Here is a 17286-nt window from a genome sequence, read left to right as displayed (position 1 = left end):
GGACGTCGTCGCCGTCGCCACCGTCGATCGTGTCGGCGCCGGCACCGCCATGCACTTCGTCGTTACCGGCTGCGCCGACGATCGTGTCGTCGCCTTCGTCGCCGTGGAGGACGTCGTCGCCGTCGCCACCGTCGATCGTGTCGGCGCCGGCACCGCCATGCACTTCGTCGTTACCGGCTGCGCCGACGATCGTGTCGTCGCCTTCGTCGCCGTGGAGGACGTCGTCGCCGTCGCCGCCGTCGATCGTATCGTCACCGCCACCGCCATGGACTTCGTCGTTGCCCGCCGCGGCGACGATCTGGTCGTCACCCTCGTCGCCGTGGAGGAGGTCGTCGCCGTCGCCGCCGTCGATCGTATCGTCACCGGCACCGCCGTGGACCGTGTCGTTGCCTGCCGCGGCGACGATCGTGTCGTCGCCCTCGTCGCCGTGCAGGACGTCATCGCCGTCGCCGCCGTCGAGCGTGTCGTCACCGGCACCGCCGTGGACCGTGTCGTTGCCTGCCGCGGCAAGGATCGTGTCGTCGCCGTCATCGCCGTGCAGGACGTCGTCGCCGTCGCCACCGTCGATCGTGTCGGCGCCGGCACCGCCATGCACTTCGTCGTTACCGGCTGCGGCGAGGATCGTGTCGTCGCCGTCGTCGCCGTGCAGGACGTCGTCGCCGTCGCCGCCGTCGATCGTATCGTCACCAGCGCCACCGTGGACTTCGTCGTTGCCGGCGGCGGCGGCGATCGTGTCGTCGCCGTCGTCGCCGCTGAGGACGTCATCGCCGTCGCCGCCGTCGATCGTATCGTCACCAGCGCCACCGTGGACTTCGTCGTTGCCGGCGGCGGCGACGATCGTGTCGTCACCCTCGTCGCCGTGGAGGAGGTCATCGCCGTCGCCGCCGTCGATCGTATCGTGACCAGCGCCGCCGTGGACTTCGTCGTTGCCGGCGGCGGCGAGGATCGTGTCGTCGCCGTCATCGCCGTGAAGGACGTCGTCACCCTCGCCGCCGTCGATCGTATCGTCACCGGCACCGCCATGGACTTCGTCGTTGCCCGCCGCGGCGACGATCTGGTCGTCACCCTCGTCGCCGTGGAGGAGGTCATCGCCTTCGCCGCCATCGATCGTGTCGTCACCGGCGCCGCCGTGGACCGTGTCGTTGCCGGCCGCGGCGACGATCGTGTCGTCGCCGTCGTCGCCGTGCAGGACGTCATCGCCGTCGCCGCCGTCGAGCGTGTCGTCACCGGCACCGCCGTGGACCGTGTCGTTGCCTGCCGCGGCGACGATCGTGTCGTCGCCCTCGTCGCCGTGCAGGACGTCGTCGCCGTCGCCACCGTCGATCGTGTCGGCACCTGCGCCACCGTGGACCGTGTCGTTGCCGGCGGCGGCGAGAATCGTGTCGTCGCCGTCATCGCCGTGGAGGACGTCATCGCCGTCGCCGCCGTCGAGCGTGTCGTCACCGGCACCGCCGTGGACCGTGTCGTTGCCGGCCGCGGCAAAGATCGTGTCGTCGCCGTCGTCGCCGTGGAGGATATCGTCGCCTTCGCCGCCGTCGATCGTGTCGTCACCAGTGCCGCCGTAGACCTCGTCGTTGCCTGCCGCGGCGACGATCGTGTCGTCGCCGTCGTCGCCGTGGAGGAGGTCATCGCCATCGCCGCCGTCGATCGTATCGTGACCAGCGCCGCCGTGGACTTCGTCGTTGCCGGCGGTGGCCACGATCGTGTCGTCGCCGTCGTCGCCGTGGAGGATGTCGTCGCCTTCGCCGCCGTCGATCGTGTCGTCACCAGTGCCGCCGTGGACCGTGTCGTTGCCTGCCGCGGCGAGGATCGTGTCGTCGCCCTCGTCGCCGTGCAGGACGTCGTCGCCGTCGCCGCCGTCGATTGCATCGGCACCCGCACCGCCGTGGACTTCGTCGTTGCCGGCGGCGGCGAGGATCGTGTCGTCGCCGTCATCGCCGTGAAGGACGTCGTCACCCTCGCCGCCGTCGATCGTGTCGTCACCAGTGCCGCCGTAGACCTCGTCGTTGCCGGCTGCGGCGAGGATCGTGTCGTCGCCGTCGTCGCCGTGGAGGATGTCGTCGCCTTCGCCGCCGTCGAGCGTATCATTGCCTGCACCGCCATGCAGTTTGTCATTGCCCGCGCCGCCGAAGAGCTGGTCGTGACCGTCGTCACCGCGGAGCACGTCATCGTCCGCATCGCCGAGAATGACGTCGGCACCGGCGCCGCCAACGAGCACGTCGCGGCCAGTCCCTCCGTCGATGTAATCGTCCCCTTCGCCGCCATCGATCACGTCCGCGCCGGCATTGCCGTACAGCAGGTCGTTGCCCCGGCCACCCTCGATGACGTCGTCCCCGTCGCCGCCATGCGCCTCGTCGCGCCCATCGCCGCCGAAGATGACGTCGTTGCCCGCATCGCCGTAGAGAATGTCGTCGCCGTCCTCGCCGTACAGCGTGTCGTCGCCGTCGCCGCCGAACAGGATGTCGTTGCCGCTGCCGCCCCAGAGAACGTCGTGGCCGCCGCCGCCGACCAGCCGGTCATTGCCGGTACCGCCGTAGAGGATGTCGCTGCTTTCCCGGCCATAGATCATGTCGTCGCCGCCACGGCCGTCGATCAGGTCGGCATAGGGGGTTCCGATCAGCATGTCGTCGCCGTCGGTACCGACGATCGCCGTCGTCTCGGGCAGGCGGATCTCCAGATGTGCCGTCTGCATGACGAGTTCCTCGCCATCGCTGACCCGGTAGCGGAAGACCACCGGCCCGGCCTCGTCGGTTGCCGGCGTGTAGAGCCAGCGGTCGAGGCCGATCCGCTCCAGCGTGCCGCCGTCCACCTCGAGATTGCGGACGATCAGGACATCGCCGTCGGGGTCGCTCGCACCGTGGAGCAGTTCGCCCATGGTGATGATCACCGACAGGTTGACAAGACCGTTGTCGAGAAAGACCGGACCGGAGAGGACCGGCCGCCGGTTCAGCCGCGCTTCCGGAACGTCGTCCTCGTCGTCATCATCATCGTCGACATTGGGATCGCCGAGGCCCGGCTCGGATCCACCGGGCGACCCGATGCTGGGACCGTCGTCGCCGGGCAACGATCCGGGCGTGTCAGGGCCGACGGTATTCCCGCTGGCGGGCGGCGAGCCGGGCGCCGGCTGGTTGTCGTTGGCGGTGGGCGGTGTCGCGGCGGCCCCGGGTGGATTGCCGGGCCCCGTCGATCCCGAACCGCCGCCCGAGACGGCGAAAGCGGCGGGCGGCATCCTCATCGCCTGCTGGAACGCCGCCTGGAAGGCGGCGTCGCTGGCCTCGGCAAAGGCAAATTCGGACACGTCGAAGGTCGGCAGCGGCCGGCCTTTGGCGATGGCATCCAGATAGTCCGAGATGCGCACGACCTTGGCGAGTTCGCTCGCGTCGGCCGTCTCGATCGTGGTGCCGGTCGCCGGCTGTGCCTCAGGGTTCTGGTCGGGCTGGGGTGAGCCTTGCTTCTTGCCGGGCACTTCCTCTTCATCGTCCTTGAAGAACTGCTTCAGCACCCCGGCGAATGCCAGCACGAAGAAAGGCAGCACCGCCAGCGAATTGACCCGCGAGGCATTGTCCTTGATCTCGAAGCGCTTCTTCGGCGCATTGACCGCATCCTGGTCCGGGATGCCAAGTGTCAGCCGGTCTTCCATCGCCGCCCCTCCTAGACCGTCGATGCCGCGGCAACCGCCGCCGCCGGCGCATAGATCTTGCCGGCCGGCGCCATCGGCCGGGCCATCGGCCGCGCCGGCTCGCGCAGGATCTCCTCCTTCGGCCCGAAGGCGACGAGCTTGCCAGCCTGGATGACGCCGACGAGGCCCACGGCGGCGAGCGCGCTCGGGCGATGCGCGACGACGATGGCGATGCCGCCGCGGGCGCGAACCTTGGTCAGCGCTTCGGTCAGGGCCGCTTCGCCCTCGGCGTCGAGGTTGGAGTTCGGCTCGTCGAGAACCACCAGGAACGGATCGCCGTAAAGCGCCCGGGCAAGACCGATGCGCTGGCGCTGCCCGGCGGAAAGGGCAATGCCATGCGGGCCGAGCTCGGTCTGGTATCCGTTCTCCAGCCGCACGATCATGTCGTGCACCCCGGCGGCCCGTGCCGCGTGGATGATCTTGCGCGCGTCGGCTTCGGGATCGAAGCGGGCGATGTTCTCGGCGATCGAGCCATCGAGCAGCGATACGTCCTGCGGCAGGTAGCCGATATGGCTCCCGAGCCTGTCGGTCCGCCACTGGCCGAGCTCGGCATTGTCCAGCCGGACGCAGCCGCGCAGCAGCGGCCAGACGCCGACAATGCCCTTGGCGAGCGAGGTCTTGCCGCCGCCACTCGGCCCGATCAGGCCCAGCGCCTGTCCCGCCTTCAGCTCGAAGCTCACATCGCCTAGCAGCACCGTGCCGGTGCTCGGCGCCACCACCGTGGCGTTCTCGAGCTTCAGCGACTGGGTCGGGGCCGGCAGGTCGACGAGACGGGAATCGTCGTCCATAGCCGCCAGCGTCTCCTTCAGCCGGGCAAAGCTGCGCCGCGCCGCGACAACGCCCTTCCAGTTGCCGATGGCCAGATCCACCGGCGCAAGGGCCCTGGCCGAGGCGACCGAGCAGGCGATGATCGCGCCGGCGGTAAGTTCGCCCTGGATCGTCAGATAGGCGCCGAGGCCGAGCAGCGCCGACTGCAGCATCATCCGCAGCACCTTCGACAGGCCGCTGAACGAGCCACTGATGTCGCTGGTCTTCGTCTGCAGGTCGAGGTGGCGCGCATTGGCCTCCTCGAACCGCGCCACCGCCCGGCCGCCGAAGCCCATCGCGCGCAATATGTCGGCATTGCGGGCGTGGGAATCGGCCAGGTTGGCGCGCTGCACGGCGGCGCGGTTCATCTCGGCGCTGCTGCGCTTGGTAAGGACTTCGGTGATGATCGTCAGCGCGATGAGGACGATGGCGCCGCCAATGGTCAAAAGCCCCAGCATGGGGTGGAGGAGATAGACGAAGCCGATGAACAGCGGCATCCACGGCAGGTCGAACAGTGCGATCGGCGCCTGGCTGGCGACGAAGCCGCGCACCGTATCGACGTCGCGGCCGCGCTCCAGCGCTTCGGACGTCGAATAGCCGTAGCGCGGCATCTCGATCACCACCTGGTGGGTGAGCGGCGCGAGCTTGGCGTCGATGCGCGCCCCGAACCGCACCAGGATCTGCGACCGCAACACGTCGAACATACCCTGGAAGAGATAGAGCCCGATCGCCAGGACCGACAGCGCCACCAGGGTCGGCACGCTGCCGCTGGTCAGGGCCCGGTCGTAGATCTGCAGCATGTAGAAGGCGCCGGTCAAAGCGAGGACGTTGATCACCCCGGAGAGGCAGAGCAGGAAGATCGCCAGGCCGCGATAATTGCCGATGCGCTCCGACATGGTGGTCGGATTGACGCGCTGGCGGCGTCGTTGAGTGCTCATGGGAGCCGTCCCCTCGGATGGATGCGATGATCGGAGTGCCGCAAGTGGCGGGGGGCCATGGCCCCCCGCCCGGGGTCGCTCAGGCGACGCCGTTGAAGTCCGACGAGGTCAGGTTGTAAGTCCCGGCGACGTCGAGGGTGAAGTCGGCCCCTGGTCCTCCCGAGACATTGCCCTGGATGCGGGTCAGCGCCTCGCCGTCATCGCCGGTCACGTGGGTGACCAGCACCTGTCCGGCGCCGGTGAGCGACGTCGTCTCCAGGGAGAAGCCGGCGGGGCCGGTCATGCCGCTCAGGTCGATCCGGTCGCCACTGGCAAAGCCGTTAATCAGGTCGCCATCGGCATCGGCCGCCGTGCGGAAGACGAAGACGTCGTTGCCGGCGCCACCATCCATGACATTGACCACCGAGCTGGCGGTGATCCGATCGTCGGCCCAGCCAGCGATGACGTTCTCGAACCCGAAGACCGTATCGTAGCCGCTGTGGCCGCTCATGACGCTGCCTTGCTGCAGCGGCCCGTTGCCGAGATCGATGATCATCTTGGACCTGATCACGGCGTAGTCCAGCGTGTCCTGGCCGCTGTCACCCCAGTAGATGTCGTCGCCGTCGCCCTGCCGGATGATGAAGCGGTCGTCGCCCGCCCCGCCATAGACGACGTCCGATCCGGCGCCGCCTTCCAGCATGTCGTCGCCGTCGTCGCCGAAGATCCGGTCGTCGCCGGCGTCGCCGAAGATCATGTCGTCCCCGGCACCGCCCATCAGGACATCGTCGTCGGCACCGCCGAAGATCATGTCGCGGCCACCATCGCCCTTGACGAGATCGGAACCCGACCCGGCCATCAGCGTGTCGTCGCCATCACCGCCGAGGATGATGTCGCCGCCGTCGCCGCCGCTGAAGACGTCGGCCTCGGCACTGCCCATCATGACATCCGCTGCCGCGGTTCCCGTCAGAACCAGGCCGGCCACGACCGGTGGCACGGGCGGTGTCGGCGCATCGTCGTCGTCGTCGTCGACCGTGTCGTCATCGTCGTCGTCATCGCCAACGGTGTCGTCGTCGTCATCATCCGAGACGTCGTCATCGTCGATGGTGTCATCATCATCCTCGACGGTGTCATCATCATCATCATCATCGACGGTGTCGTCGCCGCCGTCGTCGGCGGTGTCGTCATCGTCCTCGTCGTCGGTCCGGAACATGTGCTCCGGCAGGTCGTCCATCCCGGTGTTACGGGCGACGATGTCGGCGAATTCCTGGCCGTCGATGAAGTTCTCGTAGAAGTCGAATTCGTCGAAGCGCGAGATGTAGTAGAAGCGATCGGCGTCCTGCAGCCGCTCGAACTGCTCGCTCAGCACGACCCAGAAGGTCTCGCCGACAATGCCGTCATTGATGTGCTTTTCGGCAAGGCCGCCGACCCAGAAGTCGACCCGGTCGATGCCCTTGACGATGCCGGTGCCGTCCGATTGCATCGCTATGACGATGTCCGGATTGATCGCCTGGAAGGCGGTGATGTCTTCGGCCGCGAGAACCAGGTCGGGGTAGGCCTCCATGAACTGCGCGATGACGGCATTGCTCAGTCCGTTGCGCGTCTGGAAATCGCCCCAGGACGTGTAGGCCGAGAGATTGCCCCCGGCGAAGCCGACTGCTTCCCTGACATAGGGGTCGGTCGAGGCGGCCAGATCCATGCGGATCTGGTTGAGCGTGCCGAGACCAACGTCCCAGCCGCGGGCCACGTTGAAGGCGAACAGGTCGGCGCTGATGCGCACCAGATCGTTGCGGACGGCGTCGACAATGTTGAAGTCGACCGCTTCGGAGGCTTGCAGAACCTGCCCGCCGACGATGGCGTTGACGCCATACTGGGCATATCCCGGCTGCGGTACATAGCCCGGAGGCAGCGGACCGGTGAACACACCCGCGGCGTTGCTCGGGTTGAGGAAGGCGTCGAACAGATTGACCTCGACCGGGTTGCCGTTGGCGTCGAGCACCGTCAGCTTCTGCCCGATCAGCGAATGGCCGAAGCGGAACGCGGCGGCGGCGAACTCGTGCGAGATCGCGGCATTGGCATTGGGGTCGTATTCCTCGAAGCCATGCGTGCCCTCGCTGCGCAGGCCGCCCAGCAGCGTCTCGAGATACTCGTCGAACACCACCCGCTGGTACTCGGCCTCGTTGATCATCTTGGCGGCCTGGAAGACTTCTTCGGGCGTGCCCTCAAAGCCGGCAGCCAGCAGTCCGTCCACATGGTGATTATGGTTGCGGGCCCAGATCGTGTGGATCGCCGTCAGCCCGTAATTCTCGTTCGCCCGCCCGTCGCCGGCAACATAGTGATCGAGAACGTCGATGAACGGGTTGGTGTCGAGCAGCAGCGGGTGGCCGGACCCCATGAAGTTGGAGATCACCTTACTGACGACGCCTGGGTCGAAGGCACCCGCCTCGTCATCGAAGAGCGTGCCGGTGGTGTCCGCGTCGATCGCATAGTTGGTGTAGTAGGCGCGGAAGCTGATCTGGCCATTCGGAAGACCGGGATCGGTGAAGATCGTGTCCGCGTACCAGTGATGCTGGATCAGCTCGCGCAGCGTCGGCAGAAGGTTGAATTCCGGGTTTGACGGATCCGGCGCTCCCGAATAGAGCCGCATGCCGTAGCCCTGGTTGCCGTCGCTTTCGCGCAGGAACTGGCCGACCAGACTGTTCGAGCCATAGGCCTGGTTCTGGTCGACATAGGGAGACGTCTGGTTCTTGTGCAGCGGATTGCCGTCATCGTCGTAGCCGATGACCGTACCGCGCGTCAGGTCCGCCGGATTGCCGGAGAACGGGTCGCCACCGCCGGGCCCGCCGATCGCGATCGTGCCGTTGCCGCCCTTGGGCAGGAAGTCCAGCCCATGGTCGATATACTGGCCCATCGACATGAAGAAGATGTTGGCATCGTTGCCGGCCTTCGGCAGTCCCGCCTCCTGGGCACCGAGAATGTTGGAGATGGTGCGCGGGTCGAGCCCCTGGAAGACCGGGTTGATCGCCCGGTTGCCGTCGGCGTCGGGCTCGCCGTAATGCGGATTTGTGATGCGGATGAACGCCTCGTCGGCAGCGCCCCAGCCAGGGTTGGCTTCGTTGTTGTCGTAGCCGCTGAGTTCGCGGACACCCGTCGGCACCTCGTCGTCGCCCGCCGAGGCAGGTGTCTGCCCGTTGACCAGCGCCTTGAGGCCGGCGACGTCGCTCGGCGTGTATTCGAAGGCGCCGTCGATCGCGTCGTCATCCGGCGTCGAGTCGTTATCGAATGCCGGCGGGGCCGATCCGGTGAAGGTGATCGAGTGCGCACCGTTGGTGAGGGACTGGGTTCCATTGCCGTTGTCGACCAGGGTGTAGGTCGAGATGTCCTGTCCCGGCGCCAGCTCGATGACGTCCTGTGGCCGGATGCTGCCCACGACGGTGTCGTTGCCGCCATTGGAGCGGAAGACGATGCGGTGGGCCGAGCTGAGCGCGGAGATGTCGACGACGTCGTCGCCCGTGCCCCCGTTTATCGTGATCGTGTTGATGGCGAGACTGGTCGGCAAGAAGTCGCCGATCACCTGGATGGTATCGTTGCCGTTGTCGGTGTTGACGATGATCTCCTCGACGGCATCGAGCTCGGCGATGATCGACGCGTTGGTGGTGCCGCCGCGCGTGATGACGATCTCGGCGAAGGGGTTGGTGACGACGAGGCCGGCGGCATCGGCAGCGTCCCGCGAGTAGATGCGATACGCCTCGGCGACAAAGTTGGCCGCGTTGCCGTTGATGACGAACGTATCCGTCCCCTCGCCGCCGTCGACGATGTCCCGGCCGTCCGAGCCGAAGTTGCCGTTGGCCGGGGCGTTGTTCGCGTTCCAGATGATCGTGTCGTCGCCGGCACCGGAAATGATGACGTCATTGCCGGCATTGCCGTCGAACGTGCTCGACTGAGCGTCGCCCAGAAGGATGTCGGCGCCGTTCGTGCCGCTGATCGTGCCCACCGTATCCCAGGTGATGTCGACATCGGCGGTATCGGTGAGCGAACCGTCACTGAGCGTGTAGGTAAAGTCCTTCGTATTGTCGCCGTCCGTCCGGGTCGCGGTGACACCGCTGGTGGCCGGGTCGTAGACGATGTCGAAGTTGGCGTCGTTTTCCGTCGCCCCGATCACCCGCAGTACCGAACTGTCCACATCGGTATCGTTCTGCAGCATCATCCATTCAGGAATGAAGACGGGCCCCTCGATATTGGTGACCACATTGTCGATGACCGCGTTCGGCGTATTGTTGACGGGGACGACGTTCACCGTGGTTGTGGCGACATTGCTGTCGAGCACCCCATCGTTGACCGTGACGTTGATGATCCGATCGCCGGCGACCGGATCGTTGGAGACGCTCCGATACGTGACGGCCTGGATGGCGTTCTGGTACGCGCCCAGCGATGCGGCACCGGTCAGCGTCACGGTGATCTGTCCGGCGACCGCCGTGTTGACCGCCGCGACGATGCCGGCAGGCAGCGCACTGACGAGCAGCTGATCGCCGTCGGACGCGTTGGTCAGGACGATCCGGGCCGAGGCCATTTGAATGGCGTCGTCGACAATGGAGGGTCCGCTGGCGATTGCGACCGCCGCGCCGTTCTCGGTGAATGTCGTCTGGTAGTCCACCGTGGGTGACGGGTTCGGCACCGTGAGCGTGAAGGCCAGAATGTCGATATTCACGAATTCATTGAAGCCGGCCACGCCGCTTGCCGTGAACCGGATGACGGCATTCGCCGTGAAGGGACCCGTGAGGTCAAAGGCCCGGGATGCATTACCGGTGGTGAAGTTGACCGTCTCGAGAAGCGTAAACGGTGCGGAGCCATTCGGCGAAAACTCGACGAGTATCGTCTCGCCCGGATCGAACCCGTTCTCGTTGACCGAATAGGTCAGCCGGGCCGAACTGGCGGCCGAAAGATCGACCTGACGGGAGATGCTGGCACCGTTGCCGGTATCGAACTGCAACTGGCTGCCGGTGATGCGGATCTGTCCGGCCGCAGCGGTTGCGCTGTCGTCGTCGCCCGTCTCAATCCAGTCCGGCCCCCAGTTGATCGTGCCGTTGCTGTTGCCGTACGTGGCGACGGTGAAGTTGTCGGCGTAGGTTCCGCCGGGATTGAAGGCGTCCAGCTGCAATTGCGGCGGCGTGAGCATCAAGTCCATGTCGGAAAAGCGGAGCATCTCGATGTTGCGCAGCGTATCGACACCGTCGGAGACCAGATTGCGTCCGGTGAGCGGATCGATGACGCCGACCGTCACGGCGTTCTGCGTGACGGTAATCGTGCCATCCTCGTTGGACGTAATCGAATAGTTGGCGCGCACGTCGTTGAAGACCGCGATATCGGTGTCACCGGTGCCATCGTCTTCGATGATCTCGCGCACAATGTGCAACTGGCTCGGCACGATCGCACGGGAGATCATCAGCTCGAACAGGCTTTTGCCGATCCAGGCAGGGTCACCGGCATCCTGGGCCGTGAAGACGTGCTTCAGGCTGTCGACGGTGGCCATCTGGTTGCCGGCGGTGTTCCCGGTTCCCTGTCCGTCGACGTCCTTTTGGGTGATGCGGATCCGAACGTTCAGCCAGGCGTCGCCGTCGAGTAAGTCGTCACCGCCATTGCCCTGAAGCAGGTCGTTGCCGCCGCCGCCGAGCAGGATGTTGCCGCCATCGAAGGCGATTTCGAGTTCCCGCTCTTCGGCGGTCGCTCCGTTCGGAGCGTCGATCAGATTGCCCAGCAGGGCGCGAAGACCGTCGATCCGGTCGACGCCCGCCTGCGTGAGCTCGTCCTGGAAGAATACGCCCTCGGCAGTGCCGATGGTCGCGGCGCCGTCGGTGTCACGGACGCGGTCGTCGCCGCGCAGGATGTCGTCCTGGTCCCAGCCGGACAGCGCCTCCACCTTGTCGAAGCGGTTGCGCAGGATGTCGGCTTGCTCGGTGGTGAAGATCGGCACGCGCAGGTCGGCATTTGCCCCGAAGGATACCCCCTTGAAGATCGACCAGTCGAAGCCGAACATGCCCTCGTTGCGCATGACGCTTTCGCCCTGGACCATGATGTCGTCGCCGGATTCGGCGTCGAAATCATGCTCGTCATTGCCGGCGAACATCACGTCGTGGCCCTTGATGGCCGAGTTGAAGAACAGCTCCGAGTTGTCGCCGGCCGTGGTGTCGAAGCCGCCACCGCCTTCGATCCAGTCGTCTCCCTCGTTGCCCATCAGGAAGTCCAAGTCGTCGCCGCCGAGGATGAAATCGTCACCCTCGCCCCCGAAGACTTCGGTGGCATCGACGCCGACAAAGAAGACGTCCTTGCCGGTGCCGCCCATCAGGATGTCGAGGCCGTTCGAATTGGCGATAACGTCGTCGCCCTCGTCGCCCTTGAGGAAGTCGCCGGTATCGCCTGAGTCGGTAATAATGTCGTTGCCGGCCCCGCCATTGACGAGATCGACGCCGGCGCCCGCCTCGATGCGATCGTCGCCCGCATCGCCCCAGATGCCGTCGTCACCGAAATCCGCAATGATCGTGTCGTTGCCGTTGGTGCCGCCCAGCACCACGTGCTCGCCGCCGAAGACGCGGATGTAGTTTTCGGTGACGTCGCCGGTCGGGTCCACTCGCACGACCTTGCCGAGGCCTATCGCCTCGAGGAACGGATCGTTTCCGGTCGGATCCTTGCCAGTCGCGCTCAGATCGTTCGGATCGTAATCCGCCTGATTGGCGACATTGACTTCGAGGACGTAGTCGTAGGTCGCGAACGCGTCGACGCCGATATGGCGCAGGACGATGTCGTCGGGCGTGCCGCGGATGCCGTCCAGTCCCGCGTCCGCAAGGGCCGTATTAGCCATGATCATCTTGGCGAAGGAGTTCTGCTCCAGCGCGTTGAGCATGTTCTGGCCCTGGGTTCGGGTCAGATAGTAGAAGCGGTCGCCGTCCTGCAGGTTCTCGAGCTGCAGCTCGAAGACGGCGTTGAAGGTCGAGCCGAGGAAGCCGCCGAACGGCATCTTCTTCTCGGCCAGGCCGCCGATCCACAGATCGACCAGGTTGAGGCCGGTTTCGTCACCCGCCCAGTCGCCCGTTCCTGTCAGGAAGGCCATCCGGTCGGCGGGCACCGAATTGTCGCCGTTCTGATCGAGACCGAACACCAGTTCCATTGCCGCATCTCGCTTGCCCTCAAGCGTGGTCGCAGCTGTGATGGAGCCATGCGTGCCATAGGCCGCGATGAAGTTCACGATCGATGCCGGGTTCTTCAGGTTCGCCGCGAAGTCGGCCCAGTGATCGTAGGGTTTAAGGAAGGACGACCCGCTTGCCGCATAGAGTTGGCCGCGTGCGTCATTCAGCGACGGCATGCCGGTGTCACGACCGCGCGCGATGTTGATCGCAGCGAGATCGAGCGGAAGGCCGAGCAGGTTGTTGCGCAAGGCGTCCACGACGAACTCGTCGATCTCGTTGCCCCGTTCGATGGTCATGCCGCGGACGATCGCCGCAGCCGCCTCGTCGTGGGAGATGGGTACCCCGGCGAGCGTCTGGTCGAAGAGCACCGGATTGAGGAAGGCCTCGACGAGGCCGAGACCGGCGTCCATCGGATTGCCGTCGGCGTCGATGCGCGGCATGTTCTCCGTCAGCATCGAGTGGCCGAAGCGGTAGACCGTGTTGGCGAATTCCGAAAAGATGGATGGGTCGACGTCGGTGACCGAATTGAACACGAAGACGTCGATATTCGGCTGGACCTTGCGCGCGAACTCCTCGAACACGAGGTGCTGATACTGCATCTCGGTGGCGAAACGGGCGGCCTGGAACAGGCGCTCGCCGTCCCAGTTGCCGTCGTTGAACAGCGCGTTGCCGGCAAGATAGACGCCCTTGTCAGCGGCTGCCTCGAAACCGGAATTGAAGGCGGCGAGGGCTGCACCATCGATGTCGACAGAGAGCCATTCGTTGACGAAGGCGAGATCGCCGCTCTGCAGAATGGTCAGCTTCTGGGCGTCGACCTGACGGTTGTGTTCGGAGTGGAAGATGTGATGCACGGCGGTGAGGCCGATGTTCTCGTTGCCGCGGCCGTCGCCGGTGACGTAATGACGATCCAGCAGTTCATTGTCGTATCGCCCGGCGGTCGACACGCTATCGGCAAGGCCGAGACCCGTGTCGTCGTCGGCGATCTTGAGCGCGCCGGTCTGACTGTTCAGCGGATTGGCGTTGTGCGCGATGTCGTCGAGGAAAGCGTGGCCGATGCGCGCGGCAAGGGACGTGAACGTGTTGACGGGAGCATCGAGATCGACCTCGATCAGCGCATTGAGGGAGCCGTCGAGGTTGAGCTGCACCAGTTGCGGCAGGCCATTTTCCCCGCGGACGAACTCGCCGTAGGGATCCGTCAGGATCATCGGGATGTTAAGGACGTCGCCGTCCGTCAGTTCGATGCCCAGCATCGTGGCCGCCTGCGCCTTGATATCGGCCCAGGTTGCCAGTCCACCATCAGCCCCGGTGAGCAGACGGCCGGTCGAAACCGGTCCTTCGTCCGTCATGCGATATTCGCGCAGGAAGACCTGATGCGAAGCGTGCGAGGTGTAGGTCTGGTTCTGGTCGACGAACGGGGTCGTCGTGTTCGTCTGCGACCCGTCGTCCGTCGGCGTCGCGCGGGTCAACGTCATGAAGCGGAGCTGCGGCGGCACTTCGTCGCCGTTGCCCGCGATTCCGTCCGGGCCATGGGTAACCAAGGGATCGTCGACGGCGAGCGGCACGAACACCGTGCCGACACCATCGCCCCCTTTGGAAATGAGATCCAGGCCGTGGTCGAAGAACTGGCCGAAGAACGTCATCCATGCGTTGAACGGCGCGGACAGGCCCTCGTCCGGCGCGACATTCGGGATGTCGAGCGAACCATTGTTGACGGTGACGCCCTTGGCTTCCAGAACGGCGTCGAGTTCCCCTTGCAGGACAGAGTGGTCGCCGGCCGGATCGGCGTCCCGGGCGGCCTTCAGCGCGGCGAATGCTGCGCTGATCTCACCCTGGTCGCCGAGCACGTCTTCCGAGCCGGCGAAGGTCAGGGCGGCGATGATCGCGGCCGGATTGTTCAGGCTCATGTCGACGATGAGATTGGAGATCGTGCGCGGCGCGGTGTCGACGATGTTGCCGGGGTTTGCATAGTCCCCACCAACGACGACTCCACCCGGTCCCGGTCCGTCAAGGTCAGCCGAGCCGATACCGCTGGTGTATTTGGGATCCAGCAGGCGCGGCATCGACTGATCCGCGGCGCCCCAGGTCTCGCGGCCCGGAACGATGTTGTTGTACGTCCCGTCGACGGTGCGCAGGCCGAAAGGCACATGGGGATCGGGAATGGCCAGCGGCTGGCTGGCGTCCCGGGGAACCAATCCATTCACGCCGTCGAGAACGTAGTAGGTTAGGCCCTGACCATTGAGCGCCTCGGGATCGGCAACAACCTGCCCGTTGGGGTCGAGCAGGATGCTGGTGAGCGGGATGCCGGCAGCATGCGCCTCAGCAATTTTGATCTGCTGCAGAACGAATGACAGATCGGCCTGGTTGATCTTGAAGGCGGCCATGGTCCCTACTCCCGTTAACGCGGCTGCTGCGCGCGCTGTCCAAACGAAATATTTGCAAGGCACTTGCGAGCATGTCTGTTATGCTCTCAGCGCGAGCGATCTATTGTCGCGTGATCGATTCCTATCGCAGCGACGATCTGGCATGATTATTAACGGATGTTCAGCATGGCGTTAGGTCAGAAGGTCCTAGGCACTTTGGCTACTTTGGTCCGAGGAGGTCCGACGACCAAAGGCGGGAAGGACATCGGACCTTGGTCGAACGGGAATTTGACCTCGAGGCTGCTGACGCGGTGGCGCCGACTTGGGCTGGCAAGACAATTCCTGCTGGTCGCGTCGGTCCTGGTGACCCTGTTTCTCTCCATTGGCGGAATTCTGCAGTCACAGCTGATCACCGCCAACCTGGTCGACAGCAGTACGCGGGTCGCCTCCATCTACATGGAAGGCATCATTTCGCCCCACGTGCAGTCGCTAAAAGGCTCCCGCCGTCTTCAACCGGACGAGCAGTTCCAACTGGAATCCTCCATCGCCGACACCGGGCTGCGCACACAGATCGAGCAGGTCAAGATCTGGCTTCCCGATGGGACGATTGCCTATGCCAGCGACGAAAGCCTGATCGGACAGCAAGTCGTCTCCGAAAGTGTCCGCCGGGCGGCCGGAGGCGAGACAGTCCGGAATTTCGGAGAGTACACAGAGCATCCCACTGAGGGCACCCATCACGCCGGAATACTTGAGATGTATATCCCGATACGCGACGCTGATGGAAATGTCATTGCGGTGGGGGAATTCTACCAGAACCTCGATGAGATACATGCATCAATTTTCACCGTCATCGCCGGCAGCTGGGTGATCCGCATTCTCTTGAGTATCGCAGCCATGACGCCCTTGTTCTTCATCGTTCTCAAGGCTGATCGGCATATGGCATTGCAACGCCGGGCGGCGCGACTTCATCACCGTCGAAGCATGAACCTGTCGAGGCAAAACCTGACGCTAAGCATCGAGGCCGATAATTTACGTCGTCGAGCGGCGCAGGCCAATGAAGAGCTGCTAAGCCGTGTAGGTGCTGACCTGCATGACGGGCCTGTTCAGCTCCTGACGCTCGCAGCACTTAACTCAGAAGATCCACCGAAAGTGATGCAACTGCTGCGGGAGGCCATAGGGGAACTTCGGTGCATTGCCAGCGGGCTCGTATTGCCCGAGCTACGCGACCTGACTGCCGCCGATGCGCTGCGTCTCGCCGTCGCGCGCCACGAGCGAGATACAGGAACCAAGGTCGAGACGGATATTGCGGAGTTACCGATGGAGATATCGCACGAGCTTAAGGCCTGCATGTATCGTGTGGTCCAGGAAGCGCTTCGGAACATCGTCCGACATGCCGGCGGCCAGGGCCAAAAAGTTTCTGCAGGCCTAGAGGAAATGATCGTCGTTCGCATAGACGACGCGGGGCGGGCTACCTCGATGGCGACAGTACACGACCGGAGCACCGGGCTTGGGCTTCAGGGCGCTCGGAACCGCGTTGCCGCCTTCAACGGAACGCTTGAGATCCTAAGCATTTCCGGTGTCGGCACGTCGCTTGTTGCTCGATTTCCGCCGGACCTCGCCAGCGGAAAATAAGCAACGCGCGGCTTACGTCGAACGGCTAGAACGACCGACTAATTCATCGTGTCATCCGCGCGCCGCCAGTCGCGGCCGCTGGGGTCCGCGAGCCTCTGAGCCGCCAGAACGACTTCCAGGCGATTGCGCGCATCCAGCTTCTGCATCAGCAGCGTCATGTAATGTTTGACGGTTTTCTCGCTGATGCTCAACCGCGCGGCGATGGCCTTGTTGGTGCAGCCTTGCAGCAGAAGTTTGACGATCTGGTCTTCCCGGATGCTGAGACGAGGATTGGGTGAACCTCGCGTAACCGGCAGGCGAAGTGCTGCGATCACCTTGCTGGCAAGACTGGGCGTAACGAAAGTCTCGCCCTGCATCGCGCTGTTGATCGCAGCCGTTAGCTCGCCAGCGGTACTACCCTTCAATACGTAGCCGTTTGCGCCGGCCTCCAACGCATCGATCGCGTGATCGATGCGGTCGGAAGCTGTGAATGCTATGATGATGATCGACGGCGACTTCATCCGTATCCGGGCGATGGAATCCATTGCGTTCCCCGGCATCTGCAGATCGATGAGCAGGACGTCGGGCTGCTTTTCGGTGGCAATTGCCAGGGCATCGGCTGCAGACGCACCGCTGCCGACCACGGCATAGCCTTCGAACTTCGAGAATAGGCTGACTAACCCTTCCCGGAGGACGGGATGGTCATCAATGAAGGCGATCGAGGTAGGTGCCAC

5 protein-coding genes are annotated in these 17286 nt (G+C 64.8%); 1 reads left to right on the top strand and 4 read right to left on the bottom strand.

Going from position 1 to position 17286, the window contains the following annotated elements; all coding sequences use genetic code 11:
• From GTW51_RS08855 to GTW51_RS08845, 3 genes are all read right to left on the bottom strand, one after another.
• Positions 1 to 3640: cadherin-like domain-containing protein (locus GTW51_RS08855; protein WP_203565974.1), on the bottom strand; the 3640-nt coding region annotated here is incomplete at its 3' end.
• 11 nt (positions 3641 to 3651) lie between these two features.
• Positions 3652 to 5424 carry a type I secretion system permease/ATPase gene (locus tag GTW51_RS08850; RefSeq protein WP_163043545.1) on the bottom strand — a complete coding sequence of 591 codons (1773 nt, stop codon included), beginning with the start codon at positions 5422 to 5424 and terminating at the stop codon, positions 3652 to 3654.
• 79 nt (positions 5425 to 5503) lie between these two features.
• Positions 5504 to 14962 (bottom strand): peroxidase family protein, encoded by a 9459-nt coding sequence (locus GTW51_RS08845; protein WP_163043544.1) that lies wholly within the window; start codon positions 14960 to 14962, stop codon positions 5504 to 5506.
• 342 nt (positions 14963 to 15304) lie between these two features.
• On the opposite strand from GTW51_RS08845, the gene GTW51_RS08840 reads away from it, so the two are divergent.
• On the top strand, positions 15305 to 16573 hold the full coding sequence (locus GTW51_RS08840) for a sensor histidine kinase (RefSeq protein WP_163043543.1): 1269 nt from the start codon (positions 15305 to 15307) through the stop codon (positions 16571 to 16573).
• Positions 16574 to 16611: 38 nt separating this feature from the next.
• Here the strand turns inward: GTW51_RS08840 and GTW51_RS24470 are convergent, their stop codons facing one another.
• On the bottom strand, positions 16612 to 17286 hold the full coding sequence (locus GTW51_RS24470) for a response regulator (protein WP_163043542.1): 675 nt from the start codon (positions 17284 to 17286) through the stop codon (positions 16612 to 16614).

This window comes from Aurantimonas aggregata (assembly GCF_010500835.1).
Taxonomy (GTDB): Bacteria; Pseudomonadota; Alphaproteobacteria; order Rhizobiales; family Rhizobiaceae; genus Aurantimonas; species Aurantimonas aggregata.
Note: the sequence above shows the minus strand (reverse complement) of the source record. Positions and strands in the feature narration are given on the sequence as shown.

Coding starts and splice junctions, on each gene's coding strand:
- GTW51_RS08850 (WP_163043545.1), bottom strand. CDS start 5,424: ATGAGCACTCAACGACGCCGCCAGCGCGTCAATCCGACCACCATGTCG.
- GTW51_RS08845 (WP_163043544.1), bottom strand. CDS start 14,962: ATGGCCGCCTTCAAGATCAACCAGGCCGATCTGTCATTCGTTCTGCAG.